This window comes from Chromobacterium vaccinii (assembly GCF_001855275.1).
GTDB lineage: Bacteria > Pseudomonadota > Gammaproteobacteria > Burkholderiales > Chromobacteriaceae > Chromobacterium > Chromobacterium vaccinii.
Map to the genome: position 1 here is coordinate 681,617 of NZ_CP017707.1, position 21,234 is coordinate 702,850.

The 21,234-nt window shown below is 62.9% G+C and carries 17 protein-coding genes, 1 pseudogene and 1 riboswitch; of the genes and pseudogenes, 9 read left to right on the forward strand and 9 right to left on the reverse strand.

All coding sequences use genetic code 11. From position 1 onward, the window contains the following. Nucleotides 1-93: 93 nt before the first annotated feature. Nucleotides 94-1,548 carry a helix-turn-helix transcriptional regulator gene (locus BKX93_RS03055; protein WP_046166750.1) on the reverse strand — a complete coding sequence of 485 codons (1,455 nt, stop codon included), beginning with the start codon at nucleotides 1,546-1,548 and terminating at the stop codon, nucleotides 94-96. Between the two features lie 694 nt (nucleotides 1,549-2,242). Then, nucleotides 2,243-2,408: riboswitch (yybP-ykoY riboswitch) on the forward strand. Here BKX93_RS03055 and BKX93_RS03065 point away from each other — a divergent pair. Next, nucleotides 2,385-3,452, forward strand: a complete 1,068-nt coding sequence (locus tag BKX93_RS03065) for a sodium:calcium antiporter (RefSeq protein ID WP_244887269.1) — start codon at nucleotides 2,385-2,387, stop codon at nucleotides 3,450-3,452. Its footprint overlaps the riboswitch before it by 24 nt. Nucleotides 3,453-3,511: 59 nt before the next feature. Here the strand turns inward: BKX93_RS03065 and ddlA are convergent, their stop codons facing one another. The 5 genes from ddlA to BKX93_RS03090 all read right to left on the reverse strand — a co-directional run bounded on the left by ddlA (nucleotide 3,512) and on the right by BKX93_RS03090 (nucleotide 9,535). Further along, a complete protein-coding gene (gene ddlA / locus BKX93_RS03070; RefSeq protein ID WP_070981666.1) occupies nucleotides 3,512-4,615 on the reverse strand; it encodes a D-alanine--D-alanine ligase in 1,104 nt (367 codons plus the stop codon). A gap of 71 nt (nucleotides 4,616-4,686) precedes the next feature. After that, nucleotides 4,687-6,162: a DNA recombination protein RmuC gene (locus tag BKX93_RS03075; RefSeq protein ID WP_455580242.1), complete on the reverse strand. Its 1,476-nt coding sequence runs from the start codon at nucleotides 6,160-6,162 to the stop codon at nucleotides 4,687-4,689. A gap of 123 nt (nucleotides 6,163-6,285) precedes the next feature. Continuing rightward, a complete protein-coding gene (locus BKX93_RS03080; RefSeq protein ID WP_244887227.1) occupies nucleotides 6,286-6,843 on the reverse strand; it encodes an AAA family ATPase in 558 nt (185 codons plus the stop codon). Beyond that, nucleotides 6,840-8,528: a single-stranded-DNA-specific exonuclease RecJ gene (gene recJ, locus BKX93_RS03085; protein ID WP_070978697.1), complete on the reverse strand. Its 1,689-nt coding sequence runs from the start codon at nucleotides 8,526-8,528 to the stop codon at nucleotides 6,840-6,842. Before recJ ends, BKX93_RS03080 begins: the two co-directional genes overlap by 4 nt. An 8-nt stretch (nucleotides 8,529-8,536) precedes the next feature. After that, complete coding sequence (locus BKX93_RS03090; RefSeq protein WP_046156845.1) at nucleotides 8,537-9,535, reverse strand: hypothetical protein; 999 nt, start codon at nucleotides 9,533-9,535, stop codon at nucleotides 8,537-8,539. A gap of 195 nt (nucleotides 9,536-9,730) precedes the next feature. Between BKX93_RS03090 and BKX93_RS03095 the strand changes: the two genes are divergently transcribed. The 8 genes and pseudogenes from BKX93_RS03095 to BKX93_RS25970 all read left to right on the forward strand — a co-directional run bounded on the left by BKX93_RS03095 (nucleotide 9,731) and on the right by BKX93_RS25970 (nucleotide 19,090). After that, nucleotides 9,731-11,065 (forward strand): M23 family metallopeptidase, encoded by a 1,335-nt coding sequence (locus tag BKX93_RS03095; protein ID WP_070978699.1) that lies wholly within the window; start codon nucleotides 9,731-9,733, stop codon nucleotides 11,063-11,065. Then, the gene (locus BKX93_RS03100) at nucleotides 11,065-12,168 is read left to right on the forward strand and encodes an anhydro-N-acetylmuramic acid kinase (RefSeq protein ID WP_070978701.1); all 1,104 of its coding nucleotides are present in this window, start codon (nucleotides 11,065-11,067) and stop codon (nucleotides 12,166-12,168) included. Before BKX93_RS03095 ends, BKX93_RS03100 begins: the two co-directional genes overlap by 1 nt. Nucleotides 12,169-12,226: 58 nt before the next feature. Continuing rightward, nucleotides 12,227-14,527, forward strand: a complete 2,301-nt coding sequence (locus BKX93_RS03105) for a DNA translocase FtsK (RefSeq protein WP_046156842.1) — start codon at nucleotides 12,227-12,229, stop codon at nucleotides 14,525-14,527. A gap of 55 nt (nucleotides 14,528-14,582) precedes the next feature. Next, a complete protein-coding gene (gene hemH, locus BKX93_RS03110; protein ID WP_070981668.1) occupies nucleotides 14,583-15,671 on the forward strand; it encodes a ferrochelatase in 1,089 nt (362 codons plus the stop codon). A 289-nt stretch (nucleotides 15,672-15,960) separates the two neighbouring features. Beyond that, nucleotides 15,961-17,163: a branched-chain amino acid ABC transporter substrate-binding protein gene (locus BKX93_RS03115; RefSeq protein ID WP_046156841.1), complete on the forward strand. Its 1,203-nt coding sequence runs from the start codon at nucleotides 15,961-15,963 to the stop codon at nucleotides 17,161-17,163. A 333-nt stretch (nucleotides 17,164-17,496) separates the two neighbouring features. Continuing rightward, nucleotides 17,497-18,093, forward strand: coding sequence for a TetR/AcrR family transcriptional regulator (locus BKX93_RS03120; protein WP_052717353.1), 597 nt, complete (start codon nucleotides 17,497-17,499; stop codon nucleotides 18,091-18,093). Nucleotides 18,094-18,152: 59 nt separating this feature from the next. Continuing rightward, a pseudogene (locus BKX93_RS25965) lies at nucleotides 18,153-18,638 on the forward strand (heparan-alpha-glucosaminide N-acetyltransferase domain-containing protein); the annotation flags it as partial. Between the two features lie 293 nt (nucleotides 18,639-18,931). Then, nucleotides 18,932-19,090 carry a DUF418 domain-containing protein gene (locus tag BKX93_RS25970; RefSeq protein WP_425304935.1) on the forward strand — a complete coding sequence of 53 codons (159 nt, stop codon included), beginning with the start codon at nucleotides 18,932-18,934 and terminating at the stop codon, nucleotides 19,088-19,090. 60 nt (nucleotides 19,091-19,150) lie between these two features. On the opposite strand, the gene BKX93_RS03130 is transcribed toward BKX93_RS25970, so the two are convergent. The 3 genes from BKX93_RS03130 to BKX93_RS03140 are packed head-to-tail and all read right to left on the reverse strand — an operon-like array spanning nucleotide 19,151 to nucleotide 21,119. Beyond that, nucleotides 19,151-19,966 (reverse strand): crotonase/enoyl-CoA hydratase family protein, encoded by an 816-nt coding sequence (locus tag BKX93_RS03130; protein WP_186009483.1) that lies wholly within the window; start codon nucleotides 19,964-19,966, stop codon nucleotides 19,151-19,153. Continuing rightward, the gene (locus BKX93_RS03135) at nucleotides 19,963-20,475 is read right to left on the reverse strand and encodes a DUF4442 domain-containing protein (RefSeq protein ID WP_021479070.1); all 513 of its coding nucleotides are present in this window, start codon (nucleotides 20,473-20,475) and stop codon (nucleotides 19,963-19,965) included. The genes BKX93_RS03130 and BKX93_RS03135 overlap by 4 nt, the downstream gene beginning before the upstream one ends. A 53-nt stretch (nucleotides 20,476-20,528) precedes the next feature. Next, complete coding sequence (locus BKX93_RS03140; RefSeq protein WP_046156838.1) at nucleotides 20,529-21,119, reverse strand: TetR/AcrR family transcriptional regulator; 591 nt, start codon at nucleotides 21,117-21,119, stop codon at nucleotides 20,529-20,531. Nucleotides 21,120-21,234 lie beyond the last annotated feature (115 nt).

Genomic DNA, 21,234 nt, shown 5'->3' on the forward strand with positions numbered 1-21,234 from the left:
AACAACCCCAAAAAAATAACCTGTCATTTAGGTCAGTATCGACTTGTCAATTCAGACTCAGCATGTTACATAAATGCTCTCCAAAAAATAGCTTCACTTCCGATTCAATGTTTGGGATGGCGCTTCATTGAATTGCCGTTTGTACGCATTCAGCAGGGTGGATCGATTCGGCACGCCCCACTTGTTGCCCACCTCCCTCACCTTCTGCCCCACCTTTGAATCATCGCTTTGCAGCTCCCGCCGTATTCTGACCATCCGCTCCTGGCGAATGATTTCAGATGGCGTGGAGCCCAGATTGCTGCGGAAAGTATTTTGCAGAGCGCGAACCGTTACGCCGATTTCCACGGCGATCTCGCGTATGGAAAGGTCACTGCGCTCCAAATTGTCCAGCAGGTATTGGTAAGCGCGGCGATATTTGGCCGGCAGCCTCGCCGTAATGTCATTGCTGACCCCCTGGCCATGGTTCTTGGGACCGTTCTGCGCCACCACTCCCGCCCCCTCCCGAATGCAATGCGCCGCGGCCATCGCATACTTGCTGTACAACTGGCGTGCGCGATCGGTATAGCCTTGGGCCTGATTGACCTTGGACAGACAGTACAAGGTTTCCAGTTGGCGATGGCCGCTTCCGGCGCGCGCGTCGGCGTTCAATGGCCGCAACACCATTTCCGCCAGCTGCGGGTAATCGCCAACCAAGCTGGCCAGCGCGATTTCCTGCCGCAGGGAATTCTGGTACGCCTTAAGACTATTTGAGTCAGCCCAATCTAGATGCGCCAGCAACCTGTCTCGCTCCTCTTTGTTGCCATTGGCCAAGCGATTCAATGATTCCTTGAAGTCCAGCCGCGCCCTCAGCACCGGCAACTCGATATCGTTGCTGCCGCGCGCGCACTGCGGAATGCCCTCCGGCGCGTCACGCAAGGCCATGAAATCGTTCAGCCTTCCGGAATGCCAATAGATGTGATCGGATAGCTGGGGGGCATGGCGCAGCATGCGCTGCACCGCCAAGTCCGCGTACATCGCCCGGATCAGGCCGCGCCAGTTCGAACGCTCCTCATCGGAAGCCGGCAGTTCCTCCGCCTTGGCGGCGATATCGTTCAACATATCCTCGGCATCGTTCAGATGCCCCAGCTCGAACAAGATGCTCATGATGCCGAACATCCCCTCGACCCTGCGGCGGGGATCGATGTCCGGCTCGTTGACCAACCGAGTGAAGCACCCGATAGCCGTGCTGAAACGGCGGCGAAACAATTGCTGCCATCCCATATTGCGGGAGGAAAGTGCCCGCATCTCCTCTTTTGAGGCTCGCATCGCCCGGCAGGCTTGCCGGTACGATTCTTCGGCATCGCACTCCAAACCCATAGCCAATTGCAGGTCCGCGTGCAGTTGCAGCCAGTACGAGGCATCCTGCCCACCCTCGCCATCCTGGACGTGGCGCACCAAGTCCATGGAGGCCGAAAGAAATCTGGCATTGCGTAATTTGACCCACATGCCTTCCGGCAAGGATGGGGAGGACAGCGCGGAAACAAGCGGAAAATAGAAGTCGTAGAACATGCTGGTCTTCCATATTGAGGCGTCGTTGCACACATCGACTGCAAATCAGATTGCAAGCGAAATAGAAATACTAACTATTCCATTTCGTGTTAGTCGAACCACTCAACTCAATGCCACATCACGCAGCCCGCACTCCAGGCTGCGCTCAACCAGATTCACGCCCAGGATAAGCGCGATAACTCATGGAAACGATGAACAACACCCAAACCAGCCGGGCAGTCATTCACGCCTAGCTGGAATATATGAACAAACCAGCAATGGGTCTTGATGAGAAATTGATCAATTATCCGACTGGAAAATAATTGCATGATCATTTGCAAAAAAAAGGTAAAAAAACTAACTATGTAAATGCACTGATTTGTATTGGATGGAAATCTGAGCGCGAACATGGCCAGAAACCCCTTGCAAACCCACTCCATTCTCATTTTTCGCAAATGCCGCTCGCACAATCTGCATGCGGCATGACAATGGGAATTCAGCTTTGTCGCTGTGGTGTCTTGGTGACAATAGCCTCCAGCCGCAAGAGCGTCTGCCGCCTCGGATGAAAAAACGGTGGCGCCGAAAAGAAAGCGCCATGCTGATCCGCTACCCCCAACGCATGCCAATCAAAAGCAGAGGCAAAATCGCCAAAATCATGTAACAATCCACGAACAATCACATCAAGGATTACTTGATGAAAGCTGGTAGCATCTCCCTCTCAGTCATTGGGGAGTAGCCATTTCCGGCCGGTCCGGAAAGCCCGCGTCAACAAGCTTGAGATCGCATGTCTCATGGTGTGGGCAGTTTGCCTTTGTGCTGTTTTCAGCAAGGCAAGCCAGGCAAGACCTTTGGCCGCGATGCGTTTGCCAGCCGGGCAAGCCGCATCGCGCGCCATCGGTATTCGCTTGCCCGGCCGGATCGCTTTCATGCTTGTCACGCTTGTTCTGTTTTTTCTGTCCGCCAGCGCGATCTATGTCGCCTGCGAGTATTTCGTCAATGGCGTCGAATGGCTTGGCCGCCGCTTGAATTTGGGCGCCACCGCCATAGGCTCGGTGCTTGCGGCATTCGGGACCGCGCTGCCGGAATGCGCGGTAACGCTGATGGCCGTGGCATTCGGCAACACGCCTGAACAGAAAAGCCTTGGCGTCGGCGCGGCAATGGGCGGGCCGTTGGTTCTGGCCACCCTAGCCTACGCCGTTGTCGGGCTAGCCCTTCTCTTGAACCGAAAACGATTGGGACGCTCTTCCGGACAAACGCAGGCTGACCATGCCGGGCTCAGCCGGGATCAGGCTGTTTTCTTTGCCGTGTTCGCGCTGAAGGTTGGATTGGGCTTGTTTGCTTTTGCCATCAAGCCCTGGCTTGGCTTGGCGTTTTTGGCTGCTTACGTCGTCTATGTCTGGCGTGAAATACGAGATGCGGAAACCGCGGCGGACGAGGAAGACCTAGAGCCGTTGAAAATCCGCCCTTCCGCCGGCGAAACCTCGCTGGCCTGGCCCTGTCTCCAGACTCTGCTGGCTTTGAGCGTCATCGGCCTGGCTTCCCATACCTTTGTCGGCCAGCTTGAAGCCATTGGCCTGGCCATGGGCTGGTCCCCGCATCTGACTGCCTTGTTGCTCAGCCCGGTTGCGACCGAGCTGCCGGAAATCATGAACGCATTGATCTGGGTGCGCCAAGGGAAGGAGCGGCTGGCGCTGGCCAATATTTCCGGCGCGATGATGATTCAAGCCACCATTCCCAGCGCGCTGGGGCTGATGTTCACCCCTTGGCTGTTTGATGGCCCCTTGCTTGCCGCGGGCGCGATCACGGCGCTGGCTGTCGCTTTTCTCTGGTTGAATTTTCGGCGCGGCGCGGTAGACGGCCGGGCGCTGGTGATGGTTGGCGGCCTGTATGGGATTTTCGCGTGGGCGATCGCTGCCTGTTTTTAGCCATGGCCTAGGCTCCTCCGCTCTACTCGCGCCGTACCGTTAGCAGAGCGGCATCTTGCCTAGACTTGGATATGGCTGCGGCTCAAACCATCGTCCAAACAGCCTCGCTCCAGCGCCAGCTCAATCAGCGCCGTGATCAGGTCGCGATACGACATGCCCGCAGCCTGCCAGAGTTTGGGATACATGCTGATGTTGGTGAAGCCCGGCAGCGTGTTCAACTCATTGATCACCACCTCGCCACCAGGCGTCAGGAATACATCCACCCGCGCCATGCCGCTGCACTCCAGCGCTTGGAAGGCCTGAATGGCAATGTCGCGAATGCGCTGGCACGCATCGTCCGGAATGTCGGCTGGCACAGCCACGCGAGCGCCGCTTTCGTTCAGATACTTGGTGTCGTAGGCATAGAATTCATCGTTGAGCACGATCTCGCCGCAACCGCTGGCCTGGGGATATTCGTTGCCAAGCACTGCGCATTCGATTTCCCTGCCGATCACCGCCTGCTCCACCAAAACCTTGTGGTCGTAACGAAAGGCCTCGTCCAGCGCGACGCGCAGTTCTTCCACGCGCTTTACCTTGCTGACGCCCACCGATGACCCTTGGTTGGCAGGCTTGACGAACAGCGGCAATCCCAATTGCTCGACGATGGCCGTGAGATCGGCCTGCACAGCCTTGGCGCGAGTCAATGTGACAAAGGGAGCCACTCTCAGACCGGCATCCCGCAGCAGCCGCTTGGCCACATCTTTGTCCATGCACACCGCCGATCCCAGCACGCTGGCGCCGACAAAAGGGATATTGGCCATCCTGAGCAGGCCTTGCAAACAACCATCCTCGCCCTGCGTGCCGTGGACGATGGGGAAAGCCACGTCGATCTGCGCCAGCGGCGATGCGTCGGCAGCCGCGCGCAATTGACCTGACTGCTCGCCCGGCACCAGCGCCAGGTTCTCACCGGACTCCCGCAGCGCGATGCGTGCGGGGTCGTCCGCATTCAACAGGTAGTTGGACGAATGGCTGACATGCCAATGGCCCTGTTTGTCCACGCCGATCAACGACACGTCGAAACGATCGCCATCTATCGCTTCCAGAATATTCCTGGCCGATTGCAAAGACACCTCGTGCTCGGACGACTGCCCGCCAAAAATCAAACCTACCCGGATTTTGCCCATGACCGTCTTCAACGTGAAAAACAAGAAGGCGGCATGATAATGTATTTTCGATGCCGCCGCCCTGCGCGCGATCACTCCTCGACCGGCTCTTCGTCGGCGTCCTCGCCGCTCTCCAGCCGCAACTGGGCCGATAGCTGTTTATTGTTGCGTATGCCAAGCTTGCGCAGCTTCTCCGCGCTGGCCATCAGGTTGCCGCGCCCACTGGACAACTGCTTCATCGCGTCGGAGAAAGTGTCGCGGCTGGTATCCAGCTGCTTGCCCAGCTTCTCCATATTGGCGACGAAGCCGGCGAACTTGTCGTACATCGCCCCGCCCTGCCGCGCGATCTCCTGCGCGTTCTGGTTCTGGTATTCGTAGCGCCAGATGCTGGCGACGGTGCGCAGCGTGGCTAACAGCGTGCTGGGGCCGACGATCATGATGCGGCGTTCGAAAGCCTCGTTGAACAGGCTCATGTCGTGCTGCACCGCCAGCAGATAGGCCGGCTCCACCGGGATGAACATGAACACGAAATCCAGCGTGTTCAGCTTGTACAGATCCTGGTAACGCTTTTCCGACAGCGAACGGATGTGGGCGCGGATGGCGGCGATATGGCCTTTCAGCTCGGCCTCGCGCGCGGCGTCGTCTTCCGCCGCCGTGTAGCGGACATAGGCATTCAGCGACACCTTGGAATCCACCACCAGCTGCTTGCCTTCCGGCAGGTCTATCACCACGTCCGGCTGATAGCGCTTGCCGCCGTCGTCGGTTTCCAGCGTGTCGGACACCTGTACCCGGTACTCGCGGTCCTTGGTCAGGCCGGAGGTTTCCAGCACTTTTTCCAACACCATTTCGCCCCAGGTGCCCTGCGCCTTGCTGCTGGCGCCGGTCAGGGCGTTGGTCAACGCGACGGCGTCGTCGCCCAGACGGGTGTTCAGCTCCTGCAGGCGCTTGAGCTCGGTCTCCAGCGTCAACCGCTCCTTGCTGTCCTTGTCGTAGGTGTCCTGCACCAGCTTGCCGAAATTCTGGATGCGCTCGTGCAGCGGATTCAGCAGCGTGCCCAGATTTTGCTGGTTCTGTTCGGTGAAGCGCTTGGATTTTTCCTCGAGGATGTCGCCGGCCAGCGCCTTGAACTGGTCGGACAGCGTCTGGCGCGCCTCCATCAGCAGGGCCAGTTTTTCCTGGCTCTGGCGGCGCTCATTGTCCAGCTGCGTGGCCAGTTCCTGCTCGCGCGCGCTCAGGCGCACGATGTCCTCCCCTTGCTTCTGGCTGCGTTGCTGCAAGGCGTCCAGCAAGCGCCCCTGCTCCTCGCTGGCCGCCAGTTGCGACGACAGCCGGCGCAACTCCAGCTGCAATCCATCCAGCTGTTGGCCGCGCTCCTGCAGTTGCCCTTCCAGCTCCGGCACGCGCTGGGCGCGGGCGACATAAGCGCCCAGTTGGGTCTGGCTGTCGGCCAATTGCTGGCTTTGCGCCTGCAAGGCCCTATTCGCTTCCAGCTCACGGCCTCTCGCGTCTTCCAACTGCGGCCGCAGCGCATCCAGCTGCGCCTGCAATCCAGCAGTCTGTTGCCGCAGCGCGTCCAATTCCCTGGCGCTTCTTCCGCGCGCGGCCCAAGCCGCGGCGCCGCCGCCCAACAGGCCCAGCAACAGGCCAATCACCAACATTTCCATCGAAACACCCCATGCGCGCGAGCCGCGCTACTTGCCCATCTGATTGATTACAAAAGCCGCCCGCTGTTCCAGCGAACCGCGCGGCACTTCCGCCAGCCGGTATCCCAAGCGGGCGTAGACCCGCTCCATCGCCTCGCAGGTGCGCTCGGCCTCTTCCAGGCTCTGCCGGCGCTCGCCGTCCTGCGCGAAAATCTCCGGCCAGGGACGCAGCAAAAAAATCTTGTCGTAACGAAACACGCCGGCCGCCTTTTCCAGATGGGCGGGAACCGGAACCCCCGACAACTCGAGATAGCCGATGACGTCCGGGATGCCGCGATCCAGAAACACCGGCCCTGCCTCCCGCTCCGCCAGGCGGACATTCCTCATGTCCCAGCTCAGCATCAGCTCCGCGAACGCGCGCGGGTCGGTCCAGGGCAGCGCGTTCCCGCCTATCCGCTGCTGGTCCTGGATGATGGCCCGTCCGGCTTCATCCAGCGCCAGGTAGCCCATGGCTTGCAGCGTCGCCAGCAATGACGTCTTGCCCGCGCCGGGCCCGCCGGTCAGGACCAGCAATTTGGCCGGCGCGATCCCATCTTTGCCGTTCAAGCGGCCGCCCAATGCTGCAGATAGACCTGCAGCTCCTTGCGCCCCTGCCATTCATTGGCGATCAGCTGGTACACCGCCTGGATGCGGTCCGGCAGCCAGTCGGCGTGGTTGAACAGCATCGCGTCGAATTCGCAGCCTTCGCGCGCCAGGCGCAGCTTCAGGTGCTTGTCGCCCACTAGTTTCTGGTTGACCACCATGAACTGGTCGTGAAAATACGGCACCGGGAAGCCCTGCCCCCACACCTCAGCCGCCAGCGTCTCGGCCAGCTGCAGATTGACGTCCCGCGCCGGCAGGCTGCCGTCGGTTTCTATCATCCGGGTCAGTTGCTTCTCATCCATCAGCTCGCGCGCCACCGCCTCGAATGCTTGCTGAAACTCCGCGAAGCGGCTTTCATCCAGGCTCAGGCCGGCCGCCATCGCGTGGCCGCCAAACTTCAGGATCAGGCCCGGGTGGCGCTTGTAGACCAGGTCCAGCGCGTCGCGCAGATGGAAACCGGGAATCGAGCGGCCGGAGCCCTTGATCTCGCCCTCGTCGCCGGGCGCGAATACGATGACGGGGCGGTGGAAGCGCTCCTTTAGCCGCGAGGCGACGATGCCGACTACCCCCTGGTGCCAGTCGTCGCGGTACAGGGTCAGCGTGTAGCGGTTGCCGGCGTCGATGCCGGACAATGCCGCCAGCGCCTCGTCCTGCATGCCGGCCTCGATGCCGCGCCGCTCGCGGTTGAGCTTGTCCAGCTCCTGCGCCAGCCGCACAGCCTGCTCTTCATTGCTCGCCAACAGGCAGGCGATGCCCAGGCTCATGTCGTCCAGCCGGCCGGCGGCATTCAGCCGCGGACCCAGCGTGAAGCCCAGGTCAAAAGTGTTGGCTTTATAGTGGGCGCGTCCGGCGACGCGGAACAAGGCGGCGATGCCCGGCGCCATCCGCCCGGCCCGCATCCGTTTCAAGCCGTTCTCTACCAGGGTGCGGTTGTTGCGGTCCAGCCGCACCACGTCGGCCACCGTGCCCAGCGCCACCAGGTCCAGCAGCACGCCCAGATTAGGCTGGGTCTGCTCGTCGAACACGCCGCGCCGGCGCATCTCCACCCGCAAGGCCATCAGCACGTAGAACATCACGCCGACGCCAGCCAGATTCTTGGACGGAAATTCGCAGCCAGGTTGGTTGGGATTGACGATCAAGGCATCCGGCAAGGTGTCGCCCGGCAGGTGGTGGTCGGTCACCAGCACCTCGATGCCGCGAGCCCTGGCTGCCTCCACCCCGGCCACGCTGGCGATGCCGTTGTCGACGGTGACGATGATGTCAGGCCGCTTCTGCGCCGCCAGCTCGACGATCTCCGGCGTCAGGCCATAGCCGTATTCGAAGCGATTGGGCACGATGAAGCCGATGGTGGCGCCCAACATCGACAAGCCCTTCACCGCCACCGCGCAGGCGGTCGCGCCGTCGGCGTCGTAATCGGCCACCACCAGCAGGCGCTGTTTGGCGGCGATGGCGTCGGCCAGGCGGCAGGCCATCGCTTCGGCGTTCTTCAGGTTTTGATACGGCAGCAGGCCTTTCAGGCCGTAATCCAGCTCTTCGCTGTCGGCGATGCCGCGGGCGGCGTACAGCCGCGCCTGCAGCGGGGTCAGCCCTTGGCCAAGCAGCTTATGCTGCAGTTCGGCGGGCACTTCTCGAGTGACGATTTGCGACATATCTTCTTCTAGTACAGCGCCGCCAGCGGCAGCGCGCGTTTCCAGAACTTCCACAGATCGGACGGTTTGAGCGTGAGCTCGAAACCGGCCGGGCCGGTGGCGATCAGCGTCAGTTGCTCCAGCTTGCGCTGGCGCAGCGCGGACAGCATGGGCGCGAACCAGTCGCCTTCCAGCCTCTCCAGCGTTTCGCGCCAGCCCCAAGCGTCGCGATACTGCGCGGCGGCCTGCAGCGCGTCCAGCGCCAGCAGGCAATCATCGCCAGGTTCCAGGCCGCCAAAGGCGAACGGCGCGGCGTCGATGCCCATGCCCGAGCGCTCCGCCAGCAAGCGCAGCGCCTCGTCATCAGCCAGCAGTCTGGCCGCGGGCGCGCTCCACGCGCCGGGTTCGCCCTCGCCCCACAGCCACACGCTGTTGACGGCCAGCTCGCCTCGCATTTCGCGCTCGTCATTGATCGGCTGGGTATACAGCAGCATCTGCAGCTCGTTCAGCATCCGGCTCCAGGCCAGGCCATCGTCGCCTTGCGGCAGATGGCGGTTGATGTCCTCTCCCACCACATCCCACAGCGGCGTGAAGCGCGCGCGCAGCGGTTTGTCGGATCGCAACAGCCAGCGCCCCGGCGTCGCAGGGTGGAAGCTCAATCCGTCTTCGCCGAAGTGTCGGCTCAAGGCATCCGTCAGCTTGACGGCTTCGTCCTGGCTCACCTGCATCACACCCACATCGGCCAGCAGCGCCCGGTCGCGATCCACCCTCAAATGCACCGGATCGGCGAACAGCCAGTCGCCACTTTCGGCGTCCAGGCCGGCTTCGGCGGCGGCTATCCGCGCCAAACCGGCCGGCGCCGCGCCCCATAGCCGGCCCAGGCATTCGGCGTGGCTCTGCTCGCGCCGCTGCAGCATGCCCTTGCCCAGCAATTGTTGCAACGCCGGCACACTCAGCCCCTTGCCTACCTCCGCGCCGTCATGGGCGTCCAGCCAGCATAGGCCGGGTAACAACAGGGTTAATTTCATATTCTTGCCAGATGGGTTGGGAATGGCGGCCATTTTGGCCGCTGGTCATTTGGCTCGAGCATCATTCTGCGGCACACTGACGTCTTTTGCCGGAACTATCGCGCGAGCCGCCTACCAAACATGATTTTGGCGCATGCATGCGCTGGAATCGGATCAATATTTTGCATAGGCAGGCGGCGCCTGCCCGGAAAAGTGATGGATTATCGCAAACTGCTACACATCCCGCAAAAGTGCGCCAGCCGGCTGGTCAACCACCACCTGAGCTGGCTCGGCATCGCCGCCTGCCTGCCGCTGCTGGGCACGGCCACCGCCTTCGCCGTGGCCAACGGCGCCAAAGAAACCCTGCCCGAGCAGGTTAGGCAGCAACAAGTGATCGAACGGCTGGCGCTGCCGGAATTCCATTTCGCAGACAGCCAGACCCGCTACTGGCGCGACGAAGCGGTCAAGCGCGGCGACACCGTGGCCCGGGTGCTGAACCGCCTGGGCGTCCGCGACAACGAAGCCCGCGCCTTTCTGTATACCAGCCCGGTGGCCAAGGATCTGCTCAAGCTGAAAGTCGGCGCCACGCTGACGGTGCAGACCAACGACGCCGGCGAGCTGTTCGGCCTGCGCTTCCTGCAAGACGACGACAACGGCGAGCAACTGCTGGTGGCGCTGGAAAAGCGCGACGGCAAATGGCAGGCCAGCGCCGATCCGGTGGCCGCCGAGAGCGTGGAAACCGTGCGTTCGATCACGCTGAAGCGCGGCGCCGCCGCCGAGCTGGCCGCCGCCCGCGTGCCGGCCGACATCCGCAACCAGTTGTCCGAAGTGTTCTCCGACCAGTTCGAACTCTCCAGTCTGAAGCCGGGCGACCGCATCAATCTGGTCTACGAAACCATGGTCTACGCCGGCAGCTCCATCGCCAGCGGCAACCTGCTGGCGGTGTCTATCGAACGCGCCGGCAAGCTGCACCAGGCGTTCTATTTCGCCCATGACAGCGAAAGCGGCGCCTACTACGACAGCGAAGGCAAGCCGGTCAAGAAGGGCTTCAGCCGCCAGCCGGTGGCCAGCGCCCGCATCAGCTCGGGTTTCGGCCTGCGCATGCATCCCATCCTGCGCTCCCTGCGCATGCATTCCGGCATCGACTACGCCGCCAGCGCCGGCACGCCCATCGTGGCGCCGGCCGACGGCGAGCTGGTCAAAGTGGCGCGCGAGAACGGCTACGGCAACGTGGTGGTGATACGCCACAACGCCAAGCTGACCACGCTGTACGCCCATATGCGCGCCTTCGGCAAGGGCATCCAGGCCGGCGGCAAGGTAAAGGCCGGCGATGTGATAGGCTATGTTGGAAGCACGGGCCGCTCCACCGGCGCCCACCTGCACTTCGAGGTGCGGGTCAACGACCAGCCAGTGGACCCGGCCACCAACGCCCTGCCCACCCCGGGCCTGAGCAAGACCCAGCTCGCGCAGTTCGACGCCAAGAAACAGGTGCTGAGCGCGCGGCTCGACCTGCTGCAGGACATCCCGGTCAACGTTGCCCAGATCGATTGATGACTGACCTATACATTGGAATGATGTCCGGCACCAGCCTGGACGGCGTAGACGCCGTGCTGGTGCGCTTTGACGACGCCGGCCGGCCCCGGCCGCTGGCCGATCATGTCGTCCCCTACCCTGCGGAGGTGAAGAGCGCCGTGCTGGCGCTGCAGCCGCGCGGCCACGACGAGTTGCACCGCGCGGAAACGCTGGCCAACCGATTGGCCGAGATCTACGCCCAGGCCGCGGACGAATTGCTGGCAAAGTCGGGCCGCCATCCAAACGACATCCGCGCCATCGCCTGCCACGGCCAGACCGTGCGCCACGCGCCGCACGACGGCTACACGGTTCAGATCGGCAATATGGCTAAGCTGGCCGAACTGTCCGGCATCGACGTGATCGCGGACTTCCGCAGCCGCGACGTCGCCGCCGGCGGCCATGGCGCGCCGCTGGTGCCCGCTTTTCAGCAAAGCGCTTTCTCCAGCCCGGACGAAAAACGGGTGATCCTCAATATCGGCGGCATCAGCAACATCGCCCGGCTGCATGCCGGCCAAGTGGCGATAGGCTTCGACTGCGGACCCGGCAATATGCTGATGGATGCATGGTGCCTGCGCCACACCGGCCAGCCCTTCGACGACGACGGCCGCTGGGCCGCCGGCGGAGCGGTCCACGCGCCATTGCTGGCCGCGATGCTGGCCGAGCCTTATCTGACGCAGCCGCCGCCCAAAAGCACCGGGCGCGACCTGTTCGATGACGAATGGCTGGCCGGAAAGCTGGCCGCGCTATCGTCCGCGCCTTCTGCCCAAGATGTGCAAGCCACCTTGCTGGCCTTCAGCGCCCGCGGCATCGCCGACTCCATCCTTGAGCACTGCCCCGGCAACCAGGCGGTCTACGCCTGCGGCGGCGGCGCCCGCAACGGCGCGCTGATGGCCGAGATAGCCCGCCTGCTGCCTGGGCAGCAAGTGGGCGCGATCGAAGCGCTGGGACTGCCCGCTCATCTGATCGAGGCGATCGCCTTCGCTTGGCTGGGCTGGCGTTTCGACCATCGCCAAGCCGGCAACCTGCCCTCCGTCACCGGCGCGCAGGGCCCCCGCGTGCTGGGCGCGCTGTATCCTCGGTAAGGTGAAAAGCTTCGCATCAGGCTATAATCATCAGCTGTCATAGCCAAATATGAAAAAAATGCGATTTTTCAAGCGCAAAGCCGTAGTCAAGAACAACCAGACGCCGCTGCCGCCTCAACTGGTCTCCCTGCTTCGCGAAGCATGGTGGCTGCTGATGGCGGTGGCGGCTGTCTACCTTGTGCTGGTGCTTGCCAGCTACTCCCCGCTCGACTCCTCTTGGTCGCACAGCTCCTCCGACCCCACCGTCCGCAATTACGGCGGCGCGTTCGGGGCCTGGCTGTCGGACATGCTGCTGTACGTGTTCGGCTTTTCCACCTGGTGGCTGGTGGTGTTCTGCCTGGTGGCGATAGGCTGGGGCTACCGCCGCATCGAAAGCCTGGGCTTCAAGTTCAACCCCATCACCGCCGCCGCCGTCGGCGGCTTCGTGCTGTTGCTGGTATCCAGCTCCAGCTTCGAAGCCATCGTGCTGGACGGCAAGGCCTTGAAGCTGCCGCTGGACGCCGGCGGCATGTTCGGCCACTTCATCGGCAAGGGCATCGCCCACGGCCTGGGCCTGTCCGGCTCCTACCTGCTGTTGGGCGTGCTGTCCGCCATCGGCTTCTCGCTGTTCACCGGCCTGTCCTGGCTCAATCTGATGGAGCGCATCGGCACGTGGCTGGAGGAAGGCGTGATTGGCCTGTGGCAAAGCTGGCAGGCGAAGAAAGACCGCGAGATCGGCAAGGAAACCGCGCAGAAGCGCGAGGAAAAGGTGTCGGTCGCCAAGAAGAAGATCGAGGAAACCGCGCCGGTGCGCATTGAGCCGCCGGTGCTGGAAGTGCCGGTGTCGGCCAAGGCCCAGAAGCCGGTTCAGCAGTCGCTGTTCGCCGATCCCAAAGACGCCGCCCTGCCTGGCCTGAGCCTGCTGGACACGCCCAAGGAGCTGCTGGAAACGGTGTCGCAGGAAACGGTGGAATACACGTCCAGGCTGATCGAGCGCAAGCTGGCCGACTTCGGCGTGGACGTCAAGGTGATCGCCGCCTATCCCGGCCCGGTGATCACCCGTTACGAGATCGAACCCGCGGTCGGCGTCAAGGGCGCCCAGATCGTCAACCTGATGAAGGACCTGGCGCGCGCGCTGTCGCTGGTTTCCATCCGCGTGGTGGAAACCATTCCGGGCAAAACCTACATGGGCCTGGAGCTGCCCAATCCCAAGCGCCAGATCGTGAAGCTGACCGAGATCATCGGCTCGGACGGCTACCAGAACATGGCCTCGCGCCTGACCATGGCGCTGGGCAAGGACATCGCCGGCCAGCCGGTGTCGGCCGACCTGGCCAAGATGCCGCACGTGCTGGTGGCCGGCACTACCGGTTCCGGCAAATCGGTGGCGATCAACGCGATGATCCTGTCGCTGCTGTACAAGGCGACGCCGCAGGAAGTGCGGCTGATCATGGTGGACCCGAAAATGCTGGAACTGTCGGTGTATGAAGGCATTCCGCACCTGCTGGCCCCGGTGGTCACCGACATGAAGCAGGCCGCCAACGCGCTGAACTGGTGCGTGGGCGAGATGGAGCGCCGCTACAAGCTGATGTCCAAGCTCGGCGTGCGCAACCTGGCCGGCTTCAACCAGAAGATCAAGGACGCCGACAAAGCCGGCGAGAAGATCCCCAATCCGTTCAGCCTGACGCCGGAAACGCCGGAGCCGCTCGACACTCTGCCGCTGGTGGTGGTGGTGATAGACGAGCTGGCCGACCTGATGATGGTGGCCGGCAAGAAGATCGAGGAGCTGATCGCCCGCCTGGCGCAGAAGGCCCGCGCCGCCGGCATCCACCTGATCCTGGCCACCCAGCGGCCGTCGGTGGACGTGATCACCGGCCTGATCAAGGCCAATATCCCGACCCGGATCGCCTTCCAGGTGTCCAGCAAGATAGACAGCCGCACCATCCTGGACCAGATGGGCGCGGAGGCGCTGCTGGGCCAGGGCGACATGCTTTATCTGCCGCCGGGCACCGGCTACCCCAACCGCGTCCATGGCGCCTTCGTCTCCGACGAGGAAGTGCACCACGTGGTGGAATTCCTGAAAACCACCGGCGAGCCGAACTACGTCGAAGGCATCCTCACCGGACAGGCCGACGGCGACGACAACGCCAGCTCCGGAGGCCTGGACGGCGAATCGGACGGCGAATCCGATCCGCTGTATGACGAAGCCGTCGCCATCGTGGTGAAAACCCGCAAGGCGTCGATTTCCTCCGTCCAGCGCCACCTGCGCATCGGCTACAACCGTGCGGCCCGGCTGATCGAGCAGATGGAGGCCGCCGGCCTGGTGTCCTCGATGGAAAGCAACGGCAACCGCACCGTGCTGGCGCCTGCCAGAGAAGACTGAGACCTCCACGGGCGCCGTTGCCGCGGCGCCCGCTTTCCCATAATAAAGGATGGCCATGCCCCGCTATCTGCCCGAACCCTCGTTCCGCCACGACTACACGCCCAAGACCGGCGTGCTGCTGATCAACCTGGGCACGCCCGACGCGCCCACCGCCCAGGCGCTGCGGCCCTACCTCAAGCAGTTCCTGTCCGATCCGCGCGTGATCGAGATTCCGCGCCTGCCCTGGTGGCTGATCCTCAACGGCATCATCCTGAACACCCGCCCCAAGCAATCGGCCCGCAAATACGCCAGCATCTGGACCAAGGAAGGCTCGCCGCTGCTGACCCACACCCGCAGCCAGGCCAAACTGCTGAAGGGGCAGCTGGGCGAAATGGGCCTGCGCGACCTGGTGGTCGACTACGCGATGCGCTACGGCAATCCGTCCATCGAAAGCGTGATCGGCAAGATGCGGGAACAAGGCGTGGAGCGGCTGCTACTGCTGCCGCTATATCCGCAATACGCCGCCTCCTCCAGCGGCACCGCCCTGGACGAAGCCTTCCGCGCGTTGACCCGGCTGCGCAATATGCCGGACGTGCGCACGGTGCGGCACTTCCACGATGATCCCGGCTATATCGCCGCGCTGGCGGCCCAGATACGCCAGCATTGGCAATACGGCCAACAGCCGGACAAGCTGGTGATGAGTTTCCACGGCGTGCCGCGCTTCACCCGCGACAAGGGCGACCCCTACCATTGCGAATGCCAGAAAACCGGGCGGCTGCTGGCGGAGGCGCTGCAGCTGCGGGCGGATCAATACGTCATCAGTTTTCAGAGCCGCTTCGGCCGCACCGAATGGCTGAAACCGTATACCAGCGAAGTGCTGGCGGAGCTGGGCAAGGCTAACACCTCCAAGGTGGACGTCGTTTGCCCCGGTTTTGTCGGCGACTGCCTGGAAACGCTGGAAGAAATCGCGATGGAGGGCAAGGAAACCTTCTTGAGCAGCGGCGGTGGCGAATTCCGCTACATCTCCTGCCTGAACGAAGACCCGCAATGGATAGCCTCTCTTGCGACGATCGTCAGGAACAATCTGGCCGGATGGACAGAAATCCCGACAGAAGATAGCCGCAAAAGAGCCGCCCTAGCCCATGACATGGGGGCATCCGACTGACATCAACATCAGCCGCGCCGATTTCCACCACCCCGCGCAAACCTTTTAAAATCAGCCGGATAAGCTGAAAACACGGGCGTATGACCGAATGGCCATACGCCCGTTTTCAACTTGTTTGCCGCAAAATGCCAAGTTTGGTCCTATATTCATTGAGTGCGCTTCCGGCCAGATTGACACCCTCGCAAACTGGTCACCATAATCAGTCGCAACCAACAGCCTCTTAATGGTGTTGTTGGTTTACCAAAGAGATCATCAAAGTCTACGCAGATAAGATTCAGGGGAACTCTCAATGAACAAATACGCTCGCTACAGCCTGATCGCCACCGCCGTCATCGCCATGAGCGCCTGCAGCAAGCAGGAACAACCGGCGACGGGCAGCCAGCCCGCCTCCGCTCCCAGCCAAGCCGCAGCCGGCGGCGAAACCGTGGTCAAGATCGGCCAAGTCTCACCGATGTCCGGCCCGATCTCCCACCTGGGCAAGGACAACGAATACGGTGCCAAGCTCGCCATCGAAGACCTGAACGCCAAGGGCGTGGAAATCGGCGGCAAGAAGGTCAAGTTCGAACTGGTATCCGAGGATGACCAGGGCGATCCGAAAATCGGCACCCAGGTCGCCCAGCGCCTGGTGGACGCCGGCGTGGTCGGCGTGGTCGGCCACCTGAACTCCGGCACCACCATCCCGGCCTCCAAGATCTACTCCGACGCCGGCCTCCCGCAAATTTCCCCATCCGCCACCAACCCGGACTACACCAAGCAAGGCTTCAAGACCACCTTCCGCGTGATCGCCAACGACGTTCAGCAGGGCAAGGCGCTGGGCGAATTCGCAGCCGGCACCCTGAACGCCAAGAAAATCGCGATCATCGACGACCGCACCGCCTACGGCCAGGGTCTGGCCGACCAGTTCGAAGGCGCGGTCAAGTCCAAGGGCGCCCAAGTGGTGAAGCGCGAGTTCACCAACAACACCGCCACCGACTTCAACGCCATCCTCACTTCGATCAAGGCCTCCAACCCGGATCTGGTGTTCTACGGCGGCATGGACGCTCAAGCCGGCCCGCTGGCCAAGCAAATGCAGCGCCTGGGCCTGAAGGCCAAGCTGATGGGCGGCGACGGCTGGCAAACTCCGGAATTCGTCAAGCTGGCCGGCGACGCGTCCGAAGGCCAATATGCGTCCAGCTGCGGCATCTCGCGCGACAAGATGCCTGGCTTCAAGGCCTTCGACGAGAAGTTCAAGAAGGAATTCAACACCGACGTGCAGATCTACGCGCCTTTCGAATACGACGCGGTGATGGTGCTGGTGGACGCGATGAAGCGCGCCAAGTCCTACGACCCCAAAGCCTACCTGCCTGAAGTCGGCAAAACCGACTATCTGGGGGTGACCGGCAAGATCGCCTTCGACGACAAGGGCGACATCAAGAACGGCGCTGTCACCGTCTATCAAGTGAAGAACGGCAAGTGGGAAGTGGTATCCACCGTCGGCGGCGAGGCTAAATAAACACAGCTCCCGGCTTCGCAACGTAAGAGAGGCGCTTCGGCGCCTCTTTTCATTTGCCTCGCCAGACAACCGAAACTGACGATCAATATTGCAAGAATAAGTCCCCCGCCGCATTTGGCGCGGCCTTCTTCGCTCCCTCTGCATGAAAAACTCTGGCCAGATGCTGCTGTCGCCGGGATGTCCTCACCTCAAGCACACATCGCAGACGCTCTGACGCCTGTTTTGTTTTTCCGCCACATGCAACCGCCAATCCTCACTATTTTTAATGCAAAAATTGAATGAACGTTCGTTCATTATATGATTGAAAAGTCACCTTTCCACAGAGGAAACCGCATGACGCCCAAGCGCCAGCAGCAAACTGAAAACCGCCGCGGACAGATCGTCGAGGCGGCGCTTGCCTGCTTCATCGCTTCAGGCTTCCACCAGACCGGCATGCGCGACATCGCTGACGCCGCCGGCGTCAGCCTGGGCAATCTGTACAACCACTTCCCGAACAAACAGGCCTTGATCGCGGAGATCGCCGCGATGGAAGCGCTGGAAAAACAGAACTTGATCGACACGCTGGCGGCGGACCCAGCCAGTCCCGCCGTCCGGGATTTCGCCGAACGCTATCTGCGGCTGTGCGAGCGACCGGAAGACGTCAGCCTGACCGCCGAAGTGCTGGCGGAAGCGGCGCGCGACGCCGAACTGGCCCGACTGTTCGCAGCCAACCGCCGTCGCCTGGCCAGCGCCTTGGCCGATGCCTTGCGCCGCGGCGCCGAACAGGGAGACATAGACAATGGCCTGCCCTTTGCCGCCTGCGCCCACTGGCTGCTGGACGCGCTGGAAGGCTGCGCCGTCAATCGCGTCCTGCTGGGCGCCCAACTGGACGACGCTGACATCTCCGCCTTGATCGACAAGCTGTTGTCGCCCGCGGGTGGAAAACGATGAGCCTGCGCCCCAACCGTCTGGACGGCCTGGACCTGGCCCGTTGCCTGGCCCTGATCGGCATGGTGCTGGTCAACTTCCGCCTGGCGATCGCGCCCTTCCCGTCCCGCCAGGACCCGCTGCCGCCCTGGCTCTCGCTGCTGGAGGGACGCTCCGCCGCCACCTTTGTCACCCTGGCCGGCATTGGCCTGGGCCTGGCCACCGCGCGACTGGCTCGCGTCCAGGCCATAAGCCAGACCTGCCGCCGCGCCGTGTTCCTGCTGGCGATCGGGCTGCTCAACTTCACCTTGTTCCCCACCGACATCATCCATTACTACGCCTTCTATTTCTTCGCCGCCTGCCTGCTACTGAAACTGCCTGAGCGATGGCTGCTGGCAGCGCTGTGCCTGACCTTGGCGGCGGCCTTCACCATGCAGCTAACGCTGGACTATGGGCATGGCTGGAACTGGGACACCCTCCGCTACGAAGGCTTCTGGACGCCGATTGGCTTCGCGCGCAACCTGCTGCTCAATGGCTGGCATCCCGTGTTGCCTTGGCTGGGCTTTGCGATATGGGGGCTATGGCTGTCGCGGCAATCCTTGGCCCGCTCTGACACGCAATGGAAACTGATGGAGGGCGGCGCGCTGCTGGCGCTAGCCAGCGGCCTGCTGTCGGCCTGGCTGCAAGATTTGTCGCCCGCTCGGCTTTCGCCGTTTCTGGGAACGAAGCCATTGCCGCCCGGGCCGCTGTACATGCTGAATGCAGGCGGCATCGCCAGCGCGGCGATAGGCGGCTGCCTGGCGCTGGCGTCGCGCCCGGCCTTGGCTGCCCGGCTCGCGCCGCTGCTGGCTGCGGGCCGGCAATGGGATGGCTGGACAGCGGCGAGCTCGAGCGGGTGCCTGCGGCGGCGGCGCTGTATTGCTCCGCCGCCGTGGCCTTCGCCTGGCTATGGTCCAAGCGCTTCCGCCATGGCCCGCTGGAATGGCTGATGCGGCTACTCTGCGACCGGCCGGCATCGTGAAAACCATTCCTTTCCGGCAGGAAACCATCCCGCCGGAAGGCTAGGGCTTCTTGCCGGCACTCAGTCCCGGAAGCTGACTTGCTGCTTCATCATCGCGGCCATGCCGGCCTTCTGGATATCCTCCGAGATCAGCATCGCCGCGTTCCAGCCGGCGACGAACTGCAGCCCGTCCGCCACGCTGTGGTCGCGGCTGTAGTTCATCACTTCCTTGCTGCCGCGCACCGCCAGCGGCGACTTGCTCGCGATCAGCTTCGCGCTCTGCAGCGCGGCGGCCAATACGGCGTCGGCATCCGCCAGCACCCGATTGACCAGGCCGACCTCCAGCGCCTCCTCGGCCACCATGTCGCGGCCGGTCAGCGCCAGCTCGCGGGCCACGCCCTCGCCCACCACGCGCGGCAGGCGCTGCAGCGAGCCGACGTCGGCCACCATGCCCAGGTCCACCTCGCGCACGCCGAACACCGCGCTTTCCGCGGCGAAGCGGAAATCCGCCGCCAGAGCTATATCCAGGCCGCCGCCCAGGCAGGCGCCGTGTATCGCCGCGATCACCGGCTTGCGGCAGCGCTCCAGGCTGGTCACGCAGTCCTGCAGGTCCAGGATCAAGCGGCGCAGCTTGTCGCGCTTGCGGCCTTCGCACTCGTCCTGGATGCTGGATTGCAACCCCACCAGCATCGTCAGGTCAATGCCGGAACAGAAATGTTTGCCGCTGCCGGCCAGCACCACGGCGCGGATGCCGGACTCGCCATCGGCCCAATCCAGCGCGGCGCGCAGATCCTGCCACATCTGCAGGTTCAGCGCATTGGCCTTGTCGGGACGGTTGAAACGCAGCAGAGCGACCTTATCGTCCAACTCCGCTGACAGGGTTTGCAGATTGATCATGCCGCTTTAGCCTCCGGACGTTTCTTGGGAACCCAGGCCCACAGCATCTCACAGACGATGGGGGATTCGCCGGACTCGTCGGTCACCAGCACCTCCACCAGCACCTCGCCCTTTTCCTGCTCGTACATGGTCTGGATCTGCTGCGGCGTCAGCGTCGCAACGGCCTTCATATCGCCCTGCGAACGCTTGACGTAATTGACTTTCATCGACTTGAGCAGCATCAGCTTGTCGTCCGGCATGTTCATGCCCACCACGAAACCGGTGGATGTCTCGGCCAGCAGCGCCATCGCCGCCGCGTGCACGCCGCGAATGTGGTTCTGCACCTTCTTGCGGTTGCGGATCGATACCGTCAGCCTATCATGGCCAACCTCTTCGAACCGCAGCCCGGCGGTGGACAGGAAGGGAACGATCTTGCCGAACATCATCGACAGCACCGGCCGGCGCCAACCCACCGGCAAGCGGCCCACCTTGTCGGCGATCCGGCTCATGCTGTTCTTTCTGTACTCCATGCTACCCCCTTTGTTGTTCTCGTGTTGTCTGCGCCCGGCTTGCCGCCGGCCGCTTATTCTTGCGCCTCGGGCATGCCCAGCGTGGTCCTGACCTGGCTCTTCAAAAGCGGCAGCGCGCCATCGTCGATGCGCGCCAGCTGCAGCCCGCCCTGCAGCGCGGAAAACAGCATCATGCCGACGGCCTCGGGCGTCCCGGCGTATGTCATCCGCTCGGAGTCCCGCCCCAGCCTGACGATGGCCACCGCCCATTGCCGCATCTCATCGATGAAGGCCGAGGCCTCTTGCCGCATGTCTTCCGGCAGGGTCTGGAACTCGGTGCTGAGGATGCCGCTGGGGCAGATCTGCTTGTGCTGCAGGTAATATTGGTCCGACAAGCCGAAATACGCCTCCAGCCGGCGGGCGGCGTCCCACTCTCCCTGTTGCTCGATGAAACGCTGGAAACGGCGGCGGTAACGCTGGATCAGCGCCACGCCCAAGTCGCTTTTCTTGGGAAAGTGGTAGTGGATGGCCGCGTTGCGCACGCCCAGCGCGCTGCTGATGTGCTGATAGCTGAAGCCGTTGAAGCCGCGCGTCAGCAGCAGCTCCTCGGCCAGGTCGAGTATGCGCTTGCGGGTGTCGTTCTTGCTGTCGGAACCATTATGCATCAGGCCACTCTACTTACTGGTCAGTAAGGTGTCAATTGGCCCGCCGGCGGGGCATCTTGCCCTCTTCGGCCGCGCATGCCCTAAAATACAGGCGACACTCTTTCCCATTCGCGCG